The organism is Microbacterium sp. 22296, assembly GCF_052045385.1.
Lineage (GTDB): Bacteria > Actinomycetota > Actinomycetes > Actinomycetales > Microbacteriaceae > Microbacterium.
In genome coordinates this window covers 113445-135016 of record NZ_JBQEOS010000005.1, presented here as the reverse complement: position 1 = coordinate 135016, position 21572 = coordinate 113445, and the positions used below count along the sequence as shown (strand labels likewise).

Below are 21572 nucleotides of genomic sequence, written 5' to 3'. Positions count from 1 at the left end.
GCCGTGGCCGCCCTCATCCGACGCGTGCTCCCGGTCCTCCGTCGCCTCGTGAGGTGCGGGACGCTCGGCTTCGTGTGCGGAGCGGCGCTCGGCGTTCTCCTCGTGCTGATCGGGTGGTTCCCGTCCGCCCTCGCGGCGCACGCGGGTGATCCGACGTTCCTCGTGCGGTCCCTGCTCGCGTGGTGTGCCGGCTGGGCCGTCGTGTGCGCAGCGGTGGGCCTCGTGGTGGGCGTGATCGTGAGCGTGCTCATCGACGTGGGCGACCGGCTGCCCGATCATCCGCCGAGCCGATAGATCCTCGACGACCGAGACGTCGCGACCCCGCGCTCCGGCATCCGCCCCCCGGGATGACACCCCGGTAGCGTGGACGCATGCCCGAACGCTCTCCCTTCACCTGCGTCCTGTGGGACGTCGACGGAACCCTCGTCGACGCGTCCGAGGGGATCCTCCGCCGCCTGACGATCACGCTCGACCACTTCGGGCGCACGCCGCCGACGCGAGGCGAGCTGTCGCACTGGATCGGCCCGCCGATGTTCGAGTCCTTCCAGGTGAACGTGGGCATGACCGCCGAGCAGGCCGTCGAGGCCGTCGCGTTCTACCGGGGCCTCAACAAGAGCGAGGGGTACACCGTCAGTGCGCGGCTGTATCCGGGGGTCGGTGAGCTGGTGCACGATCTGCACGCGGCAGGCGTCCCCCAGTCGACGGCGAGCTCGAAACCCGAGGTGCAGGTCGTGGCGCTGATGGACCACTTCGGTCTGGCCCCCGACCTCGAGGCGATGGTCGGCGCGACCCTCGACGAGCGCACGCTGAGCACCAAGTCCGACATCGTGCGCGAAGCGCTCCGCCGACTCGAGGTCGCCGGGGTCGATACGTCGCGTCCCGTGCTGGTCGGCGATCGGCACCACGATGTCGAGGGCGGTCAGGATGCCGGAGTGCCGGTGATCTTCGTGCGGTGGGGCTTCAGCTGGCCGCACGAGGCAGAGGGCGCCCAGGCGGCCGTCGACGACGTCGATCAGCTTCGTGCCCTTCTCCTCGTCGATGACGCACCCGATGCCGATGCCTGATCTGTCGTGGGCGGTGCCGACGGCGATCGCCCTCGCCGCCGCCGCCCTCGTCGTGGCGGTCGTCGTCGTCGCCGTGCGCGTGGCACGCCGGTCCTCTCACGCCCGTGCGGCCGCCGGTCGGGCGGTCTCCGGCGCGGCGGCCGCCCTGCTCGCACTCGACGACGAGGTCGTCGATCTCGACCTGGCGTTCGAGGCCGCCGACGCACTCGACGCCGACGACGTCCCCACCGAGCTTCGTCGTGCCCGCACCACGGCGCATCGCGCCCGTGATCGGGGCTTCGGCGACCTGCTGGTCCTCGAGGCCGACACCGGCGTGGCCGCGCGCCGACGCGACCAGGCACGCACGCTCCACGGGGCGCTCGATGCGCAGCGAACGCAGGTGCTCACGGTTCGCACCCGCCTCGCGGAGTGGCAGCGCGAGCACCGCTCACCCGCCGGTCTCCTCGCGGCCGCGCGTCGCCGACGCGACGATCTGGTCGCGACATCCGGTGACCCCGAGCCGTTGGTCGACGCTCTGCGCGCGCGCTTCGACGACGATGACTGGTCCGAGGCCGCCGTGGCGGCGGAGAGCGCGAGAAGTGCTCTGGCCGACGCCGACGACGCCCTCCGGAGCGCGGAAGAGGATGCCGGGGGCGGCCACGTCCTCCGAGCAACGAGGGCTCTGCGCCTCGCCGCACGCCACCTGCGCGAGGTCGAAGACGGCCACCGTATCGCCCTCCAGGCAGCCGGCAACGCCGACGCCGAGGTGGCCGCCGCCCGCGCCGAGATCGAGGAGGCGATCGCCGTGGCGAGCTCCCGCCCCGAAGCGTGTCGGCCGGGAGCGGCCGAGCGCTTGCGTGCGGCGGCCGTCGAACTCGACGGCGCTGCCGCCGCGGCGTCGAGACGCCCGCGCGAAGCCGTCGCCACCGTCGCCCGCCTCCGCGAGGAGCGCGACGTCCTCGTCGGCGAGGCCGTCAGCATGCGCCGCCGTGTCGAGGCCGCTCGTACGGCGCTTCCGGGAACGCTCGCCTGCGCCCGCGCCGCCCTCGCCGCCGCCGAGACAGCGGCGGCGACAGCGGCTGAAGGAACCGCCGGAACAGCCGCCCGCGCGGCGGACGAGAGGCGCGGTCAGGCGCAGGTCGTCGCACGCGATGACGCCGACCTCATCGCCCTGCGTCTGCGGGGGGAACGCGCGCGCCGCCACCTCGCCGAGGCCCGTGCCGCCACCGACGCCACGCAGGCGCTCACCGCCGCCCGCGCCGCCTGGTCCGCCCTGCGCTGACCCGCCCCGCCCGGTCACTCGGGCGCTGGCCCGCCCCGCCCGGCCTGCCGTGCGCTGGCCCGCGCCGCCCGGCCACCCTGCGCGGACCCGCACGGTCCGATCCACCCCGCGCCGCCCGATCCGCCCCGCGCCGCGAGCGCCGCCGTGCTGACACCCCCGGCCGCGACGCCCCCGTCGCAGCCTCCCGTCACGACGCATGCGTGCCCTATCGTGAGCGGCATGGCGCAGCAGACCCTTGCCACTCGCTCGCTCGTGGTGGCGAAACGCATCCCGGTCACGCTGACACTCGCCGTCGTGCTGCTGCTCGTGGGGGTGCTCTCCGGAGGCCTGTGGCAGAGGTTCGCCGACTCCGACCTGTTCCCCGCCGTCGCCTACGGCCTCCCCGCCCTCTCGGCCGGTCGGTGGTGGACGCCGATCACCGGGACCTTCTTCGTCGACTCCCCCTGGGTCTACGCCGCCGGCATCCCGATTCTCGCGGCCATGGGGTTCCTTGAGGCGCGCCGAGGCTCCCGGGTCGCTGCGATCACCTTCGCCGGGGGCCAGCTGTTCTCCGTCCTCGCCGCCTCCGCGTTCCTGTGGGGTGCGGCGGTTCTGCCATGGCCGTGGGCGCAACAAGAGGCTGCCGCCCTCGATGTCGGCCCGTCGGGCGGCCTGTTCGCCTGCCTCGCCGCGGCACTCGCACTGCTGCCCTCTCCGTGGCGTCTGCGCGCGTGGACGGTCTTCCTCGCGGTGCTCCTGGTGTCGTTCTTCTACTACGGGTCGCTGCCCGACCTCGAGCACGTCCTCGCGGTGCTCCTCGTCCTCGCCGTCGACCGGTCGCTCCGCCCACAGCGCGTGAGCGTCCGCGAACAGCGCCTGGTCGCCTTCGTGATGCTGTGCGCGCTCGGCGCCATCGAGATCCTCGGCTACGTCGCACCCATGACCGGTCCGTTCGGCACCTCCGCCGCGGCCACGGGGTCGTGGATCGACGTCGCCGTGAACACCGTGATCGTCCTCCTCGTCGCCACGGCGCTGCGACGAGGCCGCCGGTGGGCGTGGGTCATCGTGATGGTCTACTGCGCCCTCAACGTCGCGCTCGTGGTGCTCGTCGTCGGTGTGCTGTCGCTGTCCGGCGTGAGCGGTATCGAGGCCGACGTGGATGCCGACATCACCAGCGTTCTGGCCTCCTCGACGCTGTGGATCGTGGCGTCGGTCTACTTCTTCCTGGTGCGGGCCGCGTTCCGAGCTCGCCCGCGCGCCGCACTCGGCGATACTCCGGCGCCGACGGTCGACGACGTGAAGCAGGAATTGCGCGCCACCGGCGGGGGCACCCTGTCGTGGATGACGACGTGGGACGGAATGTCGTACGCCCGATTCGGTCGCGGCGTCGTGGCGTATCAACGGCGCTCCGGCGTCGCCCTGGCGCTCGGCGACCCCCTCGGTCCGCTCGAGTCCCGATCGGACACCGTCCGCCGCTTCATCGACCGCGCCGAGGCCGCGGGCCTGGCCCCGTGCTTCTTCTCCGCCGGTGGGGCGACGCGGGCTGCGGTACCGGCGGGGTGGCGCAGCATCGTCGTGGCCGACGACACCGTGGTCGACCTCCCGGGCCTGCAGTTCACCGGTAAGGCGTGGGGCGCGGTGCGCACCTCGCTGAATCGGGCCGAGCGAGAGGGCATGACGTTCCGCCTCTCCCGACTGAACGACGAGAGCTGGGGCGTCCGCCAGCAGCTGCGCGCGATCTCCGAGAGCTGGGTGGGCGACAAGGGCCTTCCCGAGATGGGTTTCACGCTCGGCACGTTGCACGAGGCGTCCGACCCCGAGGTGCGCATCGCCCTCGCGGTGTCGCCCGCGGGAGACATCGACGGGTTCCTGTCGTGGCTGCCCGTCTACGGTGACGGCGCGCTGCGCGGGTGGACGCTCGACCTCATGCGGCGCCGTGACGGCGGCTTCGGTCCCGTCATGGAATTCCTCATCGGGGCATCGGCCCGACAGTTCTCCGCCGAGGGTGCCGAGGTGATGTCGCTGTCAGGGGCACCGCTGGCGCACGAGTACCCCGCGGATGCCGGTGTCATCGCCGACCTGCAGAAGCGCGTGGCCGACGCCCTCGAACCCGTCTACGGCTTCACCTCGCTGCACCGCTTCAAGCAGAAGTTCCACCCGCGCTACGAGACCATGTACCTGCTCTACCGCGACGAGGCGGATCTCACGCGCATCGGTGCCGCTCTCACACGGGCGTTCCTCCCGCACGCGACGATCCGGCAGTTCGCGGCCGCCGGGGTGGATCTCGTGCGGTCCGAGAACTGAAACGCCCCGGACGACGCAGTCGTCGGCCGGGGCGCATCAGATTCGGACTCGGAGGAGGTCAGAGCGGGCGGATGTCTTCCGCCTGCAGGCCCTTCGGACCCTGGGCGACCTCGAACTCGACGCGCTGGTTCTCCTCGAGCGAGCGATAACCGCCCGACTGGATGGCGCTGTAGTGGGCGAACACGTCCTGCCCGCCGTCATCCGGGGCGATGAAGCCGAAGCCCTTCTCCGAGTTGAACCACTTGACCGTGCCCTGCGTGCTCATCCTGATGCCGTTTCCCGCTCGAGCCGACACCGAGCGCGCCGGACTGTGCCCCCACGGTAACGGGCGTATTCGCCGTGCGCACGGCACTGTGACACAAACGTTGCGCGAGGCGGAACGGGGCCTCGCACGCCCGAAGCCCATACGACGCCCGGGCTGAGCAGGGCTCGAAGCCCGGGCGTCGACGGATCCCCCCGGATATGTCACGCGAGGCGTGACGTGATGACAATACCGGCGTCGAGGCGTGTGCGCGACACGAAAACGAAGAAACAGTAACTTATGTCGACATTCTGTGATATCTGAAAGCCGTAAACTCCGCTTGATGGATGATCGCCGCCGCGCTTCGGCCCTCGTCGACGAGGCGTATCGTGCCCTCGGCGGGGCGATCGTCGACGGCCGTCTGCGGCCGGGAGACCGTTTGCGTGACGTCGAACTGGCCCAGCTGATGGGTATCTCCCGTACCCCGGTGCGCGAGGCCCTGCAAAAGCTGGAGCGCATCGGCCTCGTCGAGATCGCTGCCAACAGGTACACGCGGGTGTCCGAGGTCACCGACCGCGCCCGCACCGATATGCGCGAGTACGCCGCCCACACCATCGCGGGTGCCGTCCGCGTGGCCCTCGCTCGATGCACCGACGACGAGATCGATCTCGCCGTCGACCTCGTCGATCGCATGCGCGACGCCGGGACGTCGCCGTCGTACGTCGCCGCCGTGCTGGCGTTCTACGCCCACATGGCATCCGGATCGCGCAACCTCGTCTTCTCGCGCGCGTTGGAGCAGACCGACCTCGTCCTGCGACGCAATCTCGACGGGTGGGAGAGCATCTCCGACGAGACGCGCGAGACGCTCTTCGATCACCTGCGTACGCAGGTCGCCGCGCGGGATGCGAACGGGGCCACCTGGACGTTCCTCGCTCTGCACGGTTTCGCCTGAGCGCACAAGAGCGGCGGTGACCTCGTCCGGCGGCGCTAGCGTGACGGCATGCCTCACATGGAGCTGCGCGACCTTCACGACGACGATCGGGATGCCGCGTTCTCGGCCGTCCGGGCGAGCGGATCCGCGTGGACACGCGCCGCCTTCGACGATCGTCCCGCGTTCGACGCGTGGACGGGTCGCGCCGATGTCGCTGCTCTCGCCATCGTCCAGGATGCCGCGGTGGTCGGCCTCGCCGCCGCGCTGGACGTGGACGGCGACCGCGAGATCCTCCTGGCCGTCGCGCCCGACGCGACGGGTGACGTGTCCGCCGAGGCGTTGCGTCTGCTGACCGCGCGCGAGGGCGAGCGGCCGCTGTACGCGTGCGTCGCCGCGAGCGACGAGCCGTCCCGAGACGTCCTCGCGCGCATCGGTTTCGTCGAGCACCGGCGCGACGGCGACGACGTCGTCTGGGTCCTGCCCCCGACCCTGGAGTGACGTCGGCGCTCAGTGCCGCGCGAGGGTCGCGACGATCGGCCGGTGGTCGCTGCCGGCCGCGTCGAAGTCGGTGAGCACGGTGAACGACTCCGCGCGCCACCCTTCGCCGACCAGCACGTGATCGATGGGTGCCGCCAGAGCGAGAGGGAGCCGCACGGGCCAGGTCCCCTGTGCGCCCGCGCCGACCGCGGCCGCGGCGTCACGGCATCCACCGATCATCCCGCCACGGGCGCCGAGGCCGACGAAGTGGTCGACGGTGGCGTTGAGGTCGCCGGCGACGATCACGTCGGGGTCGGCGCATCGCTGTGCGATCCACCGCAGGCCCGCATCCCACTGGTCCATCACCCGCGGCAGCGGCGGCATCGGATGAGCGGCCACGAGAACGGGCCCCCGCCCGTCGACGGGCCGCCAGACACCGCTGGGCAGCCCGGGTGTCGACGCGATCGACGCGTCGCGCGCGTACGCTCCCAACGCCGTCGAGATGAGGATCGACGTCGGGATCGTCTCGCCGCCCGGCGCCGCAGCGATAGTGTCGTGTCGCATCGACACCCCCTCTCGGGCCAGGATGCCGACGATCTCCGCCGCGGCGAAGGCGTCGGTCTCGGGCAGGCTGACGACGTCTGCGCCGGTGTCGCGCACGAGACGCGCGACGCTCTCGGCTGACGCTCCGCCGCCGTAAGCGTTCCAGGCCACGACGGTGAGATCGCCGCCGACCGCGGGCGCGCCCCACCCCCGGGCGACCAGCACGCCGGCGTGGCCCAGAGAGGCGGCGGCGAGCGCGAGCGACAGCGCGGCGCTGATGCCCCACCTCCTCCTCCACAGCGCCACCCCGCCCACGAGCACCGCCAGCACACCGAGCACTCCCGCGAGCACTCCTCGCAGGGAGAGGACGTTCGCGATGAACGGCACGCGATGGATGCCGATCATCTGCGGCCACACCACGATCGACGCGACCGCCCCGCCGACGAGCAGGACGACGAGGAACGAGAGACGGGGGCGACGGAGCATGGGCATACGGGGAAGAGTCAGCCCAGGCGCCTCGCCGCCTTCTTCACCCGCTTGAGGGCCTTCGGCACCTCTTTCAGGTTCGCCTCGGCCCGCTCCACGGCGAGCGCGGCAACCGCGTCATAGGGGCGGGTGTCCTCCTGCGCGGTGAAGGCTCGGCGGTGGAGGGCGCGGGCCCGGTCGGCCAGCAGCAGGTCGTCCCGATGATCGCCCAACAGCTTGTGCACCCGCTTCGCGCGCCGTCCCACGCGTCGAGCATCGCCGCCGAGCAGCTCCGGATCGGCGCGATCGACGGCTTCGGCGAGGTAACGCAGCCGGCGCGCGGCCTTGCGCACGTCGTGCAGACGTTCGATCGACCCGTCGCTGCGCCGTGCCGCTCGGACGACGCGGTCGGCCTCCCCGCGGAGCAGGCGGCGGAAGACCTTCTTCGCCGTGGCGTCGTCGAGTTCGAGGTGCAGTCCGGCCTCGCGCACGAGCTGCGTGCGGGCGCGTGACTCCTCGGTCCCGTGCGCCGCGACGACGCGGTCGTGCAGGTGGCGGTAGGCCGCGCGTTCGTCGCCCACGAGCCGACGGCGGGCGTCGGCATCGTCGATCCCCCGCTCCGCCAATGCGTCTTCGGCGCGTTGCGCCCGCACCTCGGCATCGCGCGCCTCACCCAGCAGATGACCCCACGCCTTCAGGGCCGCATTCAGCTCCCGGGCCTGCGCGGTCGGCGAGATACGACGAAGGACCGTGATGACGCTTCGGAGCCTTCGAACGACCGTGCGGTGCTGGTGCACCCCATCGGGCGCGTCGGCGAGGGCTGCGGCTTCGGTGGATTCGACATCGGCCGATGCGGCCTGAACGATGCGGCGGGCGATCGTCTGTGCGGTGGGGGTGTCACGGGGCATGAGCCCACGGTATTCAGGGGGGATGGCGAGACGGGGTCGGTTGACGAGGTCGAAAACGAGGAAAGGCCCGGGGCGCGGTCCCACCGCCCCGGGCCTTTCGCAGGTTGTCAGCGCGCGGCGCGACGTCCGACGATGAGGCCGTAGATCAGCAGGACGATGATCGAACCGCCGATGGCGAGGAGCCAAGTCTGGATGGAGAAGAAGTTCTCCAGGGGGGCGTTGAAGAGGACGCTGCCCAGGAAGCCGCCCAACAGAGCGCCGACGACGCCGAGGAGAAGCGTGATGAGCCAGCCGCCGCCCTGCTTTCCGGGGAGGATCAGCTTGGCGATGGCGCCGGCGATGAGTCCGAGGAGAAGAAATCCGAAGAATCCCATTGTTGTTCCTTTCGCGAGTGTGAACCGATGCCCGCTCGAGGGCGGGTTCTCGTTATGTCCAGCATCCTCCCAGGAAGGGCTTTTCGGGGGTGGGTTGCGCGGCGCCTCGAAGTCTGTCTGTCGCGCGGGCACGTGAGGGAACAGGGGCGGAATCTCGCGGGTTTCCGACACCCAGGTTCTGACCACCGCACCCGTTCCGGCTCGACGACGCGCATCAGGTCGATTCATACACATGATCCCGACTCGATCAACGACCCCTGGAAATCGAGGAATCGGCCGCTATGATTGGTCTTGTGTGGGGGCACAATGGGAGGGGAGTGCTGTGGCACTCGAGCAGATTTTCCGTCGACTCGACGACTTGGACGGATCCGAACTGGACTTGGACTCCACCCCGGTGTCATTCGCTCTCGAAGGAGTCCAGTACTCCATCGATTTGACGCGAGGCAACACCGAGAAGCTTCGCGAGGCCTTGGCACCGTTCATCGCCGCCGCCAGAACAGAGGGCTTCGAGAACGCCCGTCACTTGACCCGGTCGCAGCGCACGATGAAGCGGCGTGCGATCCGGGAATGGGCACGGGCCAACAACCTCGAGGTGTCCGATCGCGGTCGCATCAGTGACGCCGTTCTCGACGCTTATGCGTCGCAGGGAACGAACGCGCGGCAGCAGCACTACGGCGCCGCCTGATCGAACGCCTTCGGCGTCCGTGGGCGCCGGCGCTCGAGAGGTCACCGCGAAGGCGGTGGGTGATGGCGTCGCGTGCAGGCGCACGGCGTGCGGCGGCCGCGTTCACGCCTTCGCGCGCGAGGTCCTGCCCTGCTGTGGCGGTGCGGTCCCCGGGGTCGGGCATCGACCATCCCGCCCGCCGAGAAAGAGGAGCGATCCGGGTCCGAACCCCGTGATCGCTCCTCTTCGCTGCGCGCGGAGCACGGGGTTGCAGGACCGAGCCTCGCGCGCACAACGAAGAAGGCCCCGGGATGAACCCGGGGCCTTCTTCGTTGTGTGCGCGAGGGGGGACTTGAACCCCCACGCCCGTGAAGGCACTGGCACCTGAAGCCAGCGCGTCTACCTATTCCGCCACTCGCGCGTGCGCGGCACCGAGATGTCACGCGACCAACTTCCCGAGAATATCACGGCCGCGACCGCGTCACGAAACGCAGGTCCCGCAAGCGGCTTCCATGACCTGTCCAGCCGCGCTGACTACGATGTGCCTACTGGTCTGCCTGCCCGAAGGAGTCTCGTGGGACTACTCGACAGTTTCGAGAAAGGTCTCGAACGCGCCGTCAACGGTGCGTTCGCGAAGACCTTCCGCAGCGGCATCCAGCCGGTGGAGATCGCGTCCGCGCTGCGCAGCGAGCTCGATAAGAAGGCCGTGGTCGTCACGCGTGACCGCATCCTGGCCCCCAACACGTTCGCCGTGCGACTGTCCCCCGCCGACGACGAGAAGATGAGCACCCTGGGCTCGACCCTGGTCTCCGAGCTCGACGCCCTGGTCAAGAAGCACGCGCGCACACAGGGGTACTCCTTCGCCGGCCCCGTCGCCATCTCGATCGAGCGCGACGCCTCCCTGTCGACCGGAACGCTGCGCGTCGACTCGCAGACCACCGAGGGCCGGATCGCCTGGAGAGGTGTCGTCGACATCGACGGCACGCGGCATCCGCTCACGGGTTCGCGCACGGTGATCGGCCGGGGCAGCGATGCCGACATCACCATCCCCGACGCCGGTACCAGTCGAAAGCACGTCGAGATCCTCTGGGACGGCGAGCGCGCGATGGTCCGAGACCTCGGCTCCACCAACGGCACGACCTTGAACGGCCGCAAGGTGTCCGAGGCCGCACTGCCGCCCGATTCGACGATCTCGATCGGTCGCACCAATATCGTGTTCCGTGTGGTCGCGCAGGCGCAGCCGCCGCGGCGCCCGCAGGCGCCCGACGCCACGAGCATCTTCGACGTCCGGGAACGGGGACCCCAGTCATGAGTCAACTGACTCTTCTTCTTCTGCAGGGCGGCTTCCTCGTCCTGTTGTGGTTCTTCGTGTTCGGTGTGGTCTACTCCCTGCGCGCCGACCTCTTCGGCGTCAAGGTGCGGAAGCTCCCCGAGCCGGTGGCGTCCTCCGCTCCGGCGGCCGCGGCCCCCGTCGCCTCGCCCGACGCCGTGACCACCCAGGTCAAGCGCCCCGCCGCACCGGCCCCCGCCCCGGTGGGCGGGCTCGCCACGACCTCGACCGTCTCGCGCATCGTGATCACGAGCGGACCGAAGGCCGGGCTCGAACTGCCGCTCGGCACCGAACCCCTCACGATCGGACGCTCGAGCGAGTCGGGTCTCGTCATCCGCGACGACTACACCTCCAGCCACCACGCCCGCCTCGTGCTCTGGGGCGAGCAGTGGATGCTGCAAGACCTCGACTCCACGAACGGCACCTCCCACGACGGTGCTCGCGTCGCCGCCCCCGTCCAGGTGAAGGTGGGCGCTCCGATCAAGGTCGGCGCGACGACGTTCGAGTTGAGGACGTAAGCCACCTTCATGGTCTTCCAGGGCTCGAGCGCCGCCATCTCCCACACGGGCAAGGTGCGCTCCAACAACCAGGACTCCGGTTACGCCGGATCCAACCTCTTCGTGGTCGCCGACGGCATGGGCGGGCACGCGGGCGGTGACGTGGCCTCGAGCCTGGCCATCGGTCGTCTCACCGAGCTGGACCAGCCGTTCCGTTCGCCGACCGATGCCGAGCACGCCATCCGCGAGGCCCTCGCCGACACCGCGACCGAGCTGATCGACACCGTCGGACGCCGCCCCGAGCTCGCGGGTATGGGCACCACCGTCAGCGCTCTGGTCATGGTCGACGACTACGCCGTCATCGGCCACATCGGCGACTCGCGCATCTACCTCTACCGCGACGACACGCTCACCCAGATCACCGCCGACCACACCTTCGTGCAGCGCCTGGTCGATTCGGGGCGCATCACCCCCGAAGAGGCGCGCTACCACCCCCGGCGCTCGGTGCTCATGCGCGTCCTCGGCGACATGGACCCCGACCCCGAGGTCGACAGTTTCATCATGCCGACGCAGGACGGCGACCGCTGGCTGCTGTGCTCCGACGGACTGTCGGGTGTCGTCGACGACGACCACACCGCCAAGACCCTCGCACTGGGCATGCCTCCCGCGCGCACGGCCGACGCGCTGCTGAAGCAGGCGCTCGACGGCGGCGCTCCCGACAACGTCACCGTCGTGCTGGTCGACGTGGGGGGTCAGCACCCCGTCTTCATCGGCACCCCGACCGTCGTTGGTTCGGCCTCGAACCCGAGCGGCGTCGTCGTCCCCGCCGCGCGCACCGGACGCGGCGGCTGGTTGCACCACGCCCGTCAGGTCGCCAATGAGCCCACGCACTTCGAACCGGCCGCCGAGTTCCTCGAGGAACTCATCGAAGAGGACCGTCGCCGCGCGCGGCGGCGCCGGTTCGGATGGCTGGCGGCGTTGCTCATCGTGCTCGCCGGCATCGGGTTCGGCCTGTTCGCCGGCTACAACTGGACCCAGACGCGCTACTACGTGGGCGCCGACGAGAACTCGGTCGTCATCTACCGCGGCATCCAGCAGTCGATCGGTCCCCTCACACTCTCGACGGTCTACGAAGACACCGACGTCGCGCTGGACGACCTGTCGGAGTTCGACCGACAGACGGTGGAGACCACCATCTCGGCCGGTTCGCTCGCCGACGCCCAGAGCATCGTCGATCGTCTGCGCCCCGCCCAGGAGGCAAGCGGATGACAGATCAGAAGCTCACCCGCTCGACGGATGCCGTGTCCACCGACACGGCCGTCATGCGCGCCCTGAAGAAGATCCGCGTGCCCGCGACGCAGCGCAACCGCGAACTCGGGCTGCTCCTCTTCGCGATCGCCGTCTACGGCGCGGCGGTCACCCTCGTGCAGCTCGGGGCGACGGGAGCCGTCGAGACCGGCTTCCTCATCCTCGCCGGCATCCCGGCGGTCCTGGCGCTCGTCACGCACGTCGTGCTGCGCCTGAGCGCCCGCGATGCCGACCCCTTCGTGCTTCCCATCGCCACCGTCCTGACCGGACTGGGAATCGCGATGATCTACCGCATCGATCTGGCCGACCAGGTCAGCGGATGGGATGCCACCGGCCACCGCCAGATCGCCTGGGCGGTCATCGCGATGGTCGCCGCCCTCGCCGTGCTGATCTTCGTGCGCAACTACCGCGTGCTCTTCCGCTACACGTACTTGTCGGGCCTCATCGGCGTCCTGCTGCTGCTCCTGCCGTTCGTACCGGGCCTGGGCACCGACCAGAACGCCGACGTGTGGGTCTCGCTCGGCTTCGTGTCGTTCCAACCGGGTGAGCTGGCGAAGATCTGCCTGGCGATCTTCTTCGCCGGTTACCTCGTGCGCACGCGCGAAAGCCTCACCTCCACCGGCACGCGCTTCCTTTTCATGACCTGGCCCCGCGCGCGCGAGCTCGGCCCCGTGCTGATCATCTGGCTCGTCTCGCTCGGCATCATCGTGCTCCAGCGCGACCTGGGTACGGGCCTGCTCATCTTCGGCATGTTCGTGGCGATGCTGTACGTCGCCACCGGTAAGACGAGCTGGGTGGTCATCGGTCTCGTCCTCGTGGCGAGCGGCGCGTTCCTGGCATCCCGTGTCCTTCCCTACGTCAACGGACGCTTCGCCAACTGGCTGGGTGCGTTCGATCCCGAGATCATCGACCGACCGGGCGGCAGCTACCAACTCGTGCAGGGGATCTTCGGCCTCGCACACGGCGGGCTCTTCGGCACCGGCCTCGGCCAGGGCCGCCCCTCCATCACACCGCTGTCGCAGAGCGACTACATCGTGCCCAGCCTCGGCGAGGAGCTCGGGCTCGTGGGGCTGTTCGCGATCCTGGCGCTCTACATGGTGTTCACCAGCCGCGGCATCCGCATCGGGCTGGCCGGTCAGGACGACTTCGGCAAGCTCCTCGCCACGGGCTTCTCGTTCACCATCGCGCTGCAGGTGTTCATCATGGTCGGCGGTGTCACCCGCGTCATCCCCCTGACCGGCCTGACCACGCCGTTCCTGGCCGCCGGCGGATCCTCTCTCATCGCGAACTGGATCATCGTGGCCTTCCTGCTGCGCATCTCCGACGCGGTCCGCAGCCGCCCCCGGGTGGTGATCGGCTGATGACCCGCCCTCTCCCGCCCGCAGACACCCCGACGACGAAGGAGGCACCGTGACCAAAGAGCTCCGCCGCCTCAGCATCGTCATGCTCGCCATGTTCCTGGCGCTGTTCACCTCGACGAGCATCATCCAGGTGGTCCAGGCCGCCAACCTGACCAACACCGCCGGCAACACGCGCGCCCTCTACGACTCCTACGAGGTCCAGCGCGGTTCGATCATCGCCAGCGGCACCGCCATCGCCTCCTCGGTTCCCTCCGGCGACGTCTTCAGCTGGCAGCGCCAGTACACGGATGCCGCGATGTGGGCGCCCGTGACCGGCTACATGAACCCGGTGCTCGACTCGAAGACCCGCATCGAGGCGACCGAGAACGGCGTGCTCAGCGGCTCCGACAACGCGGACTACTTCTCGCGCATCGAACGCGCGGCCACCGGGCAGCTGCCGCGCGGCGCCAACGTCGAGCTCTCGGTCGACGCCGCCGTGCAGAAGGCGGCGTGGGACGCCCTCGGCGATCAGCAGGGTGCGGTCGTGGCGATCGAACCGTCGACGGGCCGCATCCTGGCGATGGTCTCGAAACCCAGCTTCGACACGAACACCCTCGCGTCGCACGACACGGATGCCGTGAACGCGGCGTACGACCAGCTCGTCGCCGATGCGTCCAAGCCACTCGACAACCGGGCCATCGAGGGCGATCTGAACCCGCCCGGCTCGACGTTCAAGCTGGTGGTGGCCTCGGCCGCACTGGCATCCGGTCGCTACACCCCCGACTCCGCCTTCCCGAACCTCGCGGCGTACACGCTCCCCCAGTCGACGAACGTCGTCAGCAACGCCGGCGGCGGCACCTGCGGCGAGGGCGACACCGTCACCATCGCCACGGCTCTCCGGCTGAGCTGCAACATCCCGTTCGCCGAGCTGGCGGTGGACCTGGGCGATGACGCCATTCGCGCCGAGGCCGAGAAGTACGGATTCAACACGCAGTTCACGATGCCGCTGCAGTCCACGGCATCCACCTATCCCGAGTCCCCGAACGCTCCCCAGACCGCCCTCAGCGGCTTCGGTCAGGGTGACGTGCGCGCGACGCCGCTGCAGATGGCGATGGTGTCGGCGGGCATCGCGAACGGCGGTCTGGTGATGAACCCGCGCATGATCGATCGAGTGATCCGACCCGACCTGTCGGTCGCGAGCGAGGGAACCAGCAGCGAGTTCGGGCGGGCGCTCGATACCGACATCGCGGCGCAGATGGTGTCGATGATGACGGCGAACGTCCAGGACGGCGCGGCTTCGAATGCAAGAATAGACGGGGTCCAGGTAGCGGGTAAGACCGGTACCGCGGAGAACGATTCCCGTCCCTACACTCTCTGGTTCACCGGCTTCGCGCCGGCGGACGACCCCCGGGTCGCCGTCGCCGTGGTCGTCGAGAACGGTGGAGGCCAGGGGCAGAGCGGGAGCGGCAACGAGATCGCCGCCCCGATAGCGAAGAAGGTCATGGAGGCGGTGCTGGGTACATGAGACCGACACAGGGTGTGACCTTCGGCGGGCGGTACGAGCTCGAGTCGCGGATCGCGATCGGCGGCATGGGCGAGGTCTGGGAAGCGACCGACCACGTCATCGGGCGTACCGTCGCGATCAAGATCCTCAAAGACGAGTACATGGGCGACCCCGGCTTCCTCGAGCGCTTCCGCGCCGAGGCCCGGCACGCGGCCCTCGTCAATCACGAGGGCATCGCGAGCGTGTTCGACTACGGCGAGGAAGACGGCAGCGCGTTCCTGGTCATGGAGCTCGTCCCCGGTGAAGCACTCTCCACGATCCTCGAGCGCGACGGATCCCTGTCGACCGACAAGACCCTCGACATCGTCGCCCAGACGGCCGCAGCCCTTCAGGCCGCGCATGCCGCCGGTCTCGTGCACCGCGACATCAAGCCGGGAAACCTCCTGATCACCCCCGACGGGCGGGTGAAGATCACCGACTTCGGCATCGCCCGCATCGCCGATCAGGTACCGCTGACGGCTACCGGCCAGGTCATGGGCACCGTGCAGTACCTCTCGCCCGAGCAGGCGTCGGGTCACCCCGCGTCGCCCGCGACCGACACGTACTCGCTCGGTATCGTCGCGTACGAGAGCCTGGCCGGTAAGCGCCCCTTCACGGGCGAGTCGCAGGTGGCCATCGCGATGGCCCAGATCAACGAACAGCCCGCGCCGCTGCCGCCCACCGTTCCGGTGCCGGTGCAGAACCTCGTCATGGCGATGATCGCCAAGAAGCCGGATGACCGACCCGCGTCCTCGGCCGCGGTGTCGCGTGCGGCGACCGCGCTCCGCCGCGGAGACCTCACGGCGGCCGCCGCCGCCGTTCCGGCCGTCGCCGCGGGTGCCGCAGTGGCCGATGAGGCCACGCAGCTGCTGACCGCGGGTCAGACGTCGGCCGCGACGCGGCTGATGCCGACGCCGGCCGCGGCGGCCTCGCTGCTGACCGAGGAGCACATCGAAGAAGACCCCGCCCCGCAGAAGAAGCGCTCGCGGTGGACGTGGCCCCTGATCGCGCTGATCGCGCTGCTGGCCCTCGTCCTGGGTGTCACGCTCTTCAACGTCATCTCCAACCAGAGCGAGCCCGAGCCCGCCCCCACAATCGCCACTCCGACGCCGACGCCGACGCCCTCGCAGACCTCGGCGACACCGACACCGACGCCCAGCTCGCAGCGCATCGAAGTGTCGTCGCTCGGGCTCGAGGGCAAGACGTGCGACGACGCCCGCGCCATCCTCGAGGAGAACGACCTCGTCGCCGACTGCCAGGTGGGCAACGCGGCGACCCAGGCCAGCGACGTCGGACTCATCTACAACGTGAACCCGACCGGCGGAGTCGAAGCGGGGACCACCATCACGGTGCGTTTCTACGCGGAGCAGACGCCGCTCGAGACCCCCGGCACCCCGACCCTCCCGAGCGCGTCGGTCGCGGCCGGGAGCGACATCCAGGTGTCGTGGCAGCAGTACACGTGCCCGTCGGGTACCGGTTCGGTGACCTCGTACAACTTCACGGCGACCAACGGCACGTTCGACACCAACGGTCAGTCGACGGCGTCCTTCGCGCCCGACGCGCGCAACGCCGCCCTGAAGGTCAGCAATTCCGCGGGCCAGACGCTGCGGGTCACCTACACCGTCAGCTGCTCGGGAAGCCCCGACCGTCAGGCCGGCCCCTCGGGCGAGGCCTCGGCGACGATCACGGGCGGCAACAGCACGCCCACGCCGTCTCCCACCGCGACGACCAACTGACCACCCGCTTTCACGCCAGGAGCTCCATTCGTGACCACTGAGACGCGCGTCCTCTCCGGGCGCTATCGTGTCGACGACCTCATCGGTCGCGGCGGGATGGCGAGCGTCTACCGCGGATACGATCAGACGCTCGGCCGCACGGTCGCCATCAAGGTCCTGAAGTCCGACCTGGCCGGCGATGCGGCTTTCCGCACGCGCTTCCGGCTCGAGGCGCAGGCGGCCTCGCGCATGGCGCACCCGACCATCGTGCGCGTCTTCGATGCGGGTGAAGACGTCGAGACCGGTGTCGACGGCGTGGAGCGGCCCGTCCCCTACATCGTGATGGAGCTCGTACACGGGCGCCTCCTGAAGGACGTCATCGCGCAGGGGAAGGTACCGACCGACGACGCGCTGCGTTACGTCGACGGCATCCTGGAGGCGCTGGAGTACTCCCACAGAGCGGGGGTCGTCCACCGCGACATCAAGCCGGGCAACGTCATGATCACCGAGTCCGGACGCGTGAAGGTCATGGACTTCGGCATCGCCCGCGCGGTGTCCGACTCCTCGTCCACCGTCGCCGAGACCACGGCGATCGTCGGGACCGCCGCGTACTTCTCCCCCGAGCAGGCCAAGGGCGAGTCTGTCGACGCTCGCGCCGACCTGTATTCGACGGGCGTCGTGCTCTACGAGCTGCTCACCGGACGCACGCCGTTCCGCGGTGACACGCCGGTCGCCGTCGCGTACCAGCACGTCAGTGAGGCGCCCCTCCCGCCCAGCGAGATCGACGAGTCCGTCCCGCGGGCACTGGATGCCATCGTGCTCCGCGCCCTCGCGAAAGACCCGTTCCAGCGTCCGCAGGATGCGGCGAGCTTCCGCGAAGCACTGGACGAGACCGCCGACGGCAAGGCGCCCACGAAGCGCCAGATGTCGGCACTCTCGAACGAGCTGTACGGGCCGAACCCCCGACAGGCGGCCGAAACCGCCCGCTCCCTGCGTCAGCTCAGCACCGACACGACGATGCGGCGTACGCAGGCGGGTCCCCCGGTGGCGTGGATCTGGGCCGGAGTGAGTGTGCTCGCGGTGCTCCTGATCGCCGTGCTGATCTGGGTGATGCAGATCCAGCCGAACGACGAGGTTCCGACGACCTCGCTCTCGGTGCCGAACGTCGTCGACATGTCGTACGAGCGCGCCGCCGAGACCCTGACCGGCCAACAGCTGACCACGGCGCGCGTGAACGAATCCGACGAAGAGATCGCGGCGGGCAACGTGGTGAGCACGGTGCCCGAGGCGGGCACGACCGTGGCTGCGGGCCAGAAGATCACCGTCTACGTCTCCACCGGTCCCGACACCGCCACCGTTCCCCTGCTCGAGGGAATCAACGAGAACGAGGCGCGGTCCTCCATCGAGGCGGCCGGTCTGTCGGTCGGATCCATCCGCCGCCAGAACGACCCCGCCCTGGCCGAGGGGACGGTCATCTCCTCCAATCTCGAGTCCGGCTCCGCCGTAGCCAAGGGCACGACGGTCAACCTCGTCATCGCCAGTGGTCAGGTCGTGATCGTGGACTACACCGGGTACACCCTCGAGGCGGCGCAGCGCGAGCTGGAGTCCGACGAGAAGCAGCTGACGGTCAAGCGACAGGACGACCCCGGATGCCGGGCCGCGACCCCGCCGACAGTCGCCACGCAGTCGCTGGCACCGGGCGAGGTACCTGTCCACAGCGAGATCACGCTGACGGTATGCTCGGGCTCCTGACCCCGCGGGGGTGAAGTCCCCGGCCTCGTGCTGCGGCACCCCGCAGACCGGCGTTTTCGAGCCAACGGCCGAGCAAGAGGTGGCCACCCTCGGTGAGCACGCTCTCCGGGTGGAACTGCACCCCTTCGATGGGCGCCCGACGGTGCCGGAGGCCCATGACCACGCCCCCCTCGGTGCGCGCGGTCACCTCGAGTTCGGCGGGAAGGGTGTCGGGGTCGACGGCGAGGGAGTGGTAGCGGGTCGCCACGAACCCGTCAGGGAGGTCGCGGAAGACGCCAGCCCCGTCGTGGCGGATGACGCTGGTGATCCCGTGCAGCAGTTCGGGGGCGTGTCCCACGCGAGCGCCGAAGGCCGTGGCGATCGCCTGGTGACCCAGACAGACGCCGAGCACGGGGATGCCCACCGCGGAGGCCGCTCGCACGACGTCGACCGAGGTTCCGGCGTCATCCGGGTGTCCGGGGCCGGGTGAGATGAGGATCGCGTCGACCTCGTGGACGATCCGACCAGGAAGTCCCGGGTCGTCCGCGGTGTATAGCACGGTCTCGGCTCCCAGGTCGCGCACGTAGCCGGCCAGGGTGTGCACGAAGCTGTCGCGGTTGTCGACGACCGCGACGCGCCACGCGGTCACTCGACCGTGACCTCCTGGGGATAGACGATGTCGCTCACCCAGGGGAAGACGTAGAAGAAGAGCCCGTAGAGCACCGCGGCGAGCAGCACGAGGACGATCAGGAGTCGGATCCACCAGGGACCGGGCAGGACTCGCCAGAGGGCTCCGTACATCAGGCTGCTCCAGTGGTGAGGGAAAGCGGCGGGCCCGCGTCGGTGCGGGGAGTGAACGACTCGAAGACGCCGTACGCGATCGCGCGCTCCGAGAAGCCATAGCGCGGGCTGCAGGTGGTCATGGTGATGATGCGATCGGTCGCCTGCACCTCAGGCTGCTGCGGCAGTGGGAGCAGAACGTCGACTCCGTCGGGCCGCACGTATTCGAGGTTGCGGTACCGGTAGGTGAACCACCCCGCTTCGGTCTCTACGACGACCGCATCCCCCACGCGAAGCGAGGGTAGATCGGCGAAGGGGGCGCCGTGACTGCCCCGGTGCCCGGCGATGGCGAAGTTGCCGACGGCACCGGGCATGGCGGTGTCGGGGTAGTGTCCGAGGCCGATCGGGTCGAGGGTGCGCGATGCGCTCACACCACCCGCGACGGTGAAGAGGTAGTCGGGGCCGAACCGCGGAATGTGGACCACGCCGAAGCGTTCGGCATCGCCCGGCTGCGCGAGCGCGGGCGGCTCGGCCGTCGGCGGTCCGGCGGGCTGATCGGGGGTCACGGGTGAAGCCGATGCGCTCGGCGCCGGGAGCTGAGGGTCGGCCGCCCATTGCTGACTCAGTTGTCTGCCCTCGTCCTTGAACTGGGCCCCGATGATCGCGTCGCCGATCCACAACTGCCAGACCACGAACAGCAGCACGAGGACCCCTGCCGTGACGAGCAGATCGCCGATGACCCCGATGATCGAGACGCGTCGACGGGCGGCGGGTGCGGGCGGCGGCGACGCCGCAGCGCGCCGATCACGGCGGGTCAGCGGCTGCGTGTCGGTCTGCACGGGGCGATTCTAGTTCCGCGGGTTCGGAGACCGCTGAGCATTAGACTGTGGCGCATGGCTCGAACTGGCAATGGCGACGACCCGATCGCAGAACGCACCGACGGCAATTCGGCTCCGAACCCGGTGTGGTTCCTGCCCATCATGATCGGTCTCATGCTGGTCGGGCTGGTCTGGGTGCTGGTCTTCTACCTCAGCAACTCCACGTTCCCCATCCCCGGTATCGGCGCGTGGAACCTCGTGATCGGCTTCGGCATCGCCTTCGTGGGCTTCCTCATGACCACCCGGTGGCGCTGACTTACACCGGTGTAATTCATCCCCACCTGTGGATGAGCCTGTGGATAACTTCGCTCAGAACAACACAGCCGGGATCGCGAGAACCGCAAGCAGCGCGATTCCGAGCCCCACAAGCGACCCGATCTGCACACCGCGCCGCGATGCGGTGCGCGTACGGGCGTAGATCAGTCCGACCAGTGCGCCGGTGATCAGCCCGCCGAGGTGGGCCTGCCACGAAATGCCCACCGCGGTCAGCGATCCGATGAAGTCACCCGAACCGATGGTGTTGATGGCCGCGAGGACGAACGGCCACGCGAAGTTGATGGCGATCAGGATGCCGATCACGCGGATGTCGGCGCCGATGTGGCGCCCGATGACGAGCAACGCCCCGAACAGTGCGAAGATCGCCCCCGACGCTCCGACCGTCCAGACACCGGGAGCCAGCAGCGCCACGGCCACCGATCCGCCCAGCGTCCCCAAGAGGTAGAGGAACACGAAGCGCGCGCGGCCCAGCATCGGCTCGAGACTGCGTCCGATGAACCACAACGCCAGCATGTTCAGGCCGACGTGGAAGAACCCGCTGTGGACGAGCGCGACGGTGAAGAGCCGCCACGGTTGAAAGACTCCCGCTTGGGGCAGCACGAAGATGCTGTTGAACGCGAGCAGATTCGACACCAGTCCGCCGACGCCCGGGATCAGACCGATGATGTAGACGAGTCCGGTCACCGCCACGATGGCGAGCGTCGCGCGCGGGCGACCGGCAGCGACCACGGCCATCGGCCGCGATCGTGAGCCCCAGCGTCGCTCGGCTTTCTTCTGAGCGGGCGTCTGGGCGGCCTGCTGTTGCGCCATGCACTCCGGGCAGATGACGCCGACGGCGGCGGGGGTGCGGCACTCCGAACAGACGGTGCGCATGCACCGTTGGCACAGCACGAAGCTCTGCCGGTCAGGATGCCGGTAGCAGAAGTTGTCGCTGTTGCGACGGAACTCCTCGGTGGTGGACAC

The 21572-nt window shown here is 69.7% G+C and carries 23 protein-coding genes and 1 tRNA gene; 15 read left to right on the top strand and 9 right to left on the bottom strand.

The features are described from left to right. Positions 1–3 precede the first annotated feature (3 nt). From ACTJJP_RS11850 to ACTJJP_RS11835, 4 genes are all read left to right on the top strand, one after another. A complete protein-coding gene (locus ACTJJP_RS11850; protein ID WP_440775206.1) occupies positions 4–294 on the top strand; it encodes a hypothetical protein in 291 nt (96 codons plus the stop codon). A 77-nt stretch (positions 295–371) separates the two neighbouring features. Beyond that, positions 372–1064 carry an HAD hydrolase-like protein gene (locus tag ACTJJP_RS11845; RefSeq protein WP_440775205.1) on the top strand — a complete coding sequence of 231 codons (693 nt, stop codon included), beginning with the start codon at positions 372–374 and terminating at the stop codon, positions 1062–1064. Then, positions 1051–2325, top strand: a complete 1275-nt coding sequence (locus ACTJJP_RS11840) for a hypothetical protein (RefSeq protein ID WP_440775204.1) — start codon at positions 1051–1053, stop codon at positions 2323–2325. Before ACTJJP_RS11845 ends, ACTJJP_RS11840 begins: the two co-directional genes overlap by 14 nt. A gap of 219 nt (positions 2326–2544) precedes the next feature. Continuing rightward, positions 2545–4608 (top strand): bifunctional lysylphosphatidylglycerol flippase/synthetase MprF, encoded by a 2064-nt coding sequence (locus ACTJJP_RS11835; protein ID WP_440775203.1) that lies wholly within the window; start codon positions 2545–2547, stop codon positions 4606–4608. 58 nt (positions 4609–4666) lie between these two features. On the opposite strand, the gene ACTJJP_RS11830 is transcribed toward ACTJJP_RS11835, so the two are convergent. Continuing rightward, positions 4667–4873, bottom strand: a complete 207-nt coding sequence (locus tag ACTJJP_RS11830) for a cold-shock protein (RefSeq protein WP_055952808.1) — start codon at positions 4871–4873, stop codon at positions 4667–4669. 319 nt (positions 4874–5192) lie between these two features. Between ACTJJP_RS11830 and ACTJJP_RS11825 the strand changes: the two genes are divergently transcribed. Both ACTJJP_RS11825 and ACTJJP_RS11820 read left to right on the top strand, forming a co-directional pair. Further along, entirely contained in the window at positions 5193–5801 is a 609-nt protein-coding gene (locus ACTJJP_RS11825) for a GntR family transcriptional regulator (RefSeq protein WP_440775202.1), read from the top strand. A gap of 48 nt (positions 5802–5849) precedes the next feature. Beyond that, the gene (locus tag ACTJJP_RS11820; protein WP_440775201.1) at positions 5850–6278 is read left to right on the top strand and encodes a GNAT family N-acetyltransferase; all 429 of its coding nucleotides are present in this window, start codon (positions 5850–5852) and stop codon (positions 6276–6278) included. Between the two features lie 9 nt (positions 6279–6287). Here ACTJJP_RS11820 and ACTJJP_RS11815 read toward each other — a convergent pair whose 3' ends face one another. From ACTJJP_RS11815 to ACTJJP_RS11805, 3 genes are all read right to left on the bottom strand, one after another. Next, on the bottom strand, positions 6288–7292 hold the full coding sequence (locus ACTJJP_RS11815; protein ID WP_440775200.1) for an endonuclease/exonuclease/phosphatase family protein: 1005 nt from the start codon (positions 7290–7292) through the stop codon (positions 6288–6290). An 11-nt stretch (positions 7293–7303) separates the two neighbouring features. Further along, positions 7304–8173, bottom strand: a complete 870-nt coding sequence (locus ACTJJP_RS11810; protein ID WP_440775199.1) for a CHAD domain-containing protein — start codon at positions 8171–8173, stop codon at positions 7304–7306. A gap of 107 nt (positions 8174–8280) precedes the next feature. Continuing rightward, positions 8281–8547 carry a GlsB/YeaQ/YmgE family stress response membrane protein gene (locus ACTJJP_RS11805; protein ID WP_183418935.1) on the bottom strand — a complete coding sequence of 89 codons (267 nt, stop codon included), beginning with the start codon at positions 8545–8547 and terminating at the stop codon, positions 8281–8283. Positions 8548–8869: 322 nt separating this feature from the next. On the opposite strand from ACTJJP_RS11805, the gene ACTJJP_RS11800 reads away from it, so the two are divergent. After that, positions 8870–9232 carry a histone-like nucleoid-structuring protein Lsr2 gene (locus tag ACTJJP_RS11800; RefSeq protein WP_440775198.1) on the top strand — a complete coding sequence of 121 codons (363 nt, stop codon included), beginning with the start codon at positions 8870–8872 and terminating at the stop codon, positions 9230–9232. Positions 9233–9548: 316 nt separating this feature from the next. On the opposite strand, the gene ACTJJP_RS11795 is transcribed toward ACTJJP_RS11800, so the two are convergent. Continuing rightward, positions 9549–9632: transfer RNA gene (locus ACTJJP_RS11795), tRNA-Leu, on the bottom strand. Between the two features lie 153 nt (positions 9633–9785). On the opposite strand from ACTJJP_RS11795, the gene ACTJJP_RS11790 reads away from it, so the two are divergent. The 7 genes from ACTJJP_RS11790 to pknB are packed head-to-tail and all read left to right on the top strand — an operon-like array spanning position 9786 to position 18696. Then, positions 9786–10523, top strand: a complete 738-nt coding sequence (locus ACTJJP_RS11790; RefSeq protein WP_440775197.1) for an FhaA domain-containing protein — start codon at positions 9786–9788, stop codon at positions 10521–10523. Beyond that, entirely contained in the window at positions 10520–11059 is a 540-nt protein-coding gene (locus ACTJJP_RS11785) for an FHA domain-containing protein FhaB/FipA (RefSeq protein ID WP_440775196.1), read from the top strand. The genes ACTJJP_RS11790 and ACTJJP_RS11785 overlap by 4 nt, the downstream gene beginning before the upstream one ends. A 9-nt stretch (positions 11060–11068) precedes the next feature. Further along, a complete protein-coding gene (locus tag ACTJJP_RS11780) occupies positions 11069–12307 on the top strand; it encodes a PP2C family protein-serine/threonine phosphatase (RefSeq protein ID WP_440775195.1) in 1239 nt (412 codons plus the stop codon). Next, on the top strand, positions 12304–13707 hold the full coding sequence (locus ACTJJP_RS11775) for an FtsW/RodA/SpoVE family cell cycle protein (protein WP_440775194.1): 1404 nt from the start codon (positions 12304–12306) through the stop codon (positions 13705–13707). The genes ACTJJP_RS11780 and ACTJJP_RS11775 overlap by 4 nt, the downstream gene beginning before the upstream one ends. Before the next feature lie 49 nt (positions 13708–13756). Continuing rightward, complete coding sequence (locus tag ACTJJP_RS11770) at positions 13757–15211, top strand: peptidoglycan D,D-transpeptidase FtsI family protein (RefSeq protein ID WP_440775193.1); 1455 nt, start codon at positions 13757–13759, stop codon at positions 15209–15211. Then, positions 15208–16965, top strand: coding sequence for a protein kinase domain-containing protein (locus ACTJJP_RS11765; protein WP_440775192.1), 1758 nt, complete (start codon positions 15208–15210; stop codon positions 16963–16965). Before ACTJJP_RS11770 ends, ACTJJP_RS11765 begins: the two co-directional genes overlap by 4 nt. A gap of 30 nt (positions 16966–16995) precedes the next feature. After that, entirely contained in the window at positions 16996–18696 is a 1701-nt protein-coding gene (pknB, locus tag ACTJJP_RS11760) for a Stk1 family PASTA domain-containing Ser/Thr kinase (RefSeq protein ID WP_440775191.1), read from the top strand. Here the strand turns inward: pknB and ACTJJP_RS11755 are convergent. From ACTJJP_RS11755 to ACTJJP_RS11745, 3 genes are read right to left on the bottom strand one after another with little or no spacing between them, the layout of a single operon-like run. Next, the gene (locus ACTJJP_RS11755) at positions 18668–19324 is read right to left on the bottom strand and encodes an anthranilate synthase component II (RefSeq protein WP_440775190.1); all 657 of its coding nucleotides are present in this window, start codon (positions 19322–19324) and stop codon (positions 18668–18670) included. The two genes, pknB and ACTJJP_RS11755, sit on opposite strands and share 29 nt — an antisense overlap. Continuing rightward, a complete protein-coding gene (locus tag ACTJJP_RS11750; protein WP_200936071.1) occupies positions 19321–19476 on the bottom strand; it encodes a hypothetical protein in 156 nt (51 codons plus the stop codon). The genes ACTJJP_RS11755 and ACTJJP_RS11750 overlap by 4 nt, the downstream gene beginning before the upstream one ends. Beyond that, positions 19476–20294, bottom strand: coding sequence for a class E sortase (locus ACTJJP_RS11745; protein WP_440775189.1), 819 nt, complete (start codon positions 20292–20294; stop codon positions 19476–19478). The genes ACTJJP_RS11750 and ACTJJP_RS11745 overlap by 1 nt, the downstream gene beginning before the upstream one ends. Before the next feature lie 54 nt (positions 20295–20348). On the opposite strand from ACTJJP_RS11745, the gene ACTJJP_RS11740 reads away from it, so the two are divergent. Then, positions 20349–20588 carry a cell division protein CrgA gene (locus tag ACTJJP_RS11740; protein WP_440775188.1) on the top strand — a complete coding sequence of 80 codons (240 nt, stop codon included), beginning with the start codon at positions 20349–20351 and terminating at the stop codon, positions 20586–20588. 54 nt (positions 20589–20642) lie between these two features. Here ACTJJP_RS11740 and ACTJJP_RS11735 read toward each other — a convergent pair whose 3' ends face one another. Then, entirely contained in the window at positions 20643–21572 is a 930-nt protein-coding gene (locus ACTJJP_RS11735; protein ID WP_440775187.1) for a rhomboid family intramembrane serine protease, read from the bottom strand.

Excerpts from the sequence above, each read along its gene's own strand:
- ACTJJP_RS11810 (WP_440775199.1), bottom strand. The coding sequence starts at position 8,173 with ATGCCCCGTGACACCCCCACCGCACAGACGATCGCCCGCCGCATCGTT.
- ACTJJP_RS11835 (WP_440775203.1), top strand. The coding sequence starts at position 2,545 with ATGGCGCAGCAGACCCTTGCCACTCGCTCGCTCGTGGTGGCGAAACGC.
- ACTJJP_RS11785 (WP_440775196.1), top strand. The coding sequence starts at position 10,520 with ATGAGTCAACTGACTCTTCTTCTTCTGCAGGGCGGCTTCCTCGTCCTG.
- ACTJJP_RS11820 (WP_440775201.1), top strand. The coding sequence starts at position 5,850 with ATGCCTCACATGGAGCTGCGCGACCTTCACGACGACGATCGGGATGCC.
- ACTJJP_RS11805 (WP_183418935.1), bottom strand. The coding sequence starts at position 8,547 with ATGGGATTCTTCGGATTTCTTCTCCTCGGACTCATCGCCGGCGCCATC.
- ACTJJP_RS11845 (WP_440775205.1), top strand. The coding sequence starts at position 372 with ATGCCCGAACGCTCTCCCTTCACCTGCGTCCTGTGGGACGTCGACGGA.
- ACTJJP_RS11830 (WP_055952808.1), bottom strand. The coding sequence starts at position 4,873 with ATGAGCACGCAGGGCACGGTCAAGTGGTTCAACTCGGAGAAGGGCTTC.
- ACTJJP_RS11815 (WP_440775200.1), bottom strand. The coding sequence starts at position 7,292 with ATGCCCATGCTCCGTCGCCCCCGTCTCTCGTTCCTCGTCGTCCTGCTC.
- ACTJJP_RS11825 (WP_440775202.1), top strand. The coding sequence starts at position 5,193 with ATGGATGATCGCCGCCGCGCTTCGGCCCTCGTCGACGAGGCGTATCGT.
- ACTJJP_RS11765 (WP_440775192.1), top strand. The coding sequence starts at position 15,208 with ATGAGACCGACACAGGGTGTGACCTTCGGCGGGCGGTACGAGCTCGAG.
- ACTJJP_RS11750 (WP_200936071.1), bottom strand. The coding sequence starts at position 19,476 with ATGTACGGAGCCCTCTGGCGAGTCCTGCCCGGTCCCTGGTGGATCCGA.
- ACTJJP_RS11840 (WP_440775204.1), top strand. The coding sequence starts at position 1,051 with ATGCCGATGCCTGATCTGTCGTGGGCGGTGCCGACGGCGATCGCCCTC.
- ACTJJP_RS11780 (WP_440775195.1), top strand. The coding sequence starts at position 11,069 with ATGGTCTTCCAGGGCTCGAGCGCCGCCATCTCCCACACGGGCAAGGTG.
- ACTJJP_RS11740 (WP_440775188.1), top strand. The coding sequence starts at position 20,349 with ATGGCTCGAACTGGCAATGGCGACGACCCGATCGCAGAACGCACCGAC.
- ACTJJP_RS11775 (WP_440775194.1), top strand. The coding sequence starts at position 12,304 with ATGACAGATCAGAAGCTCACCCGCTCGACGGATGCCGTGTCCACCGAC.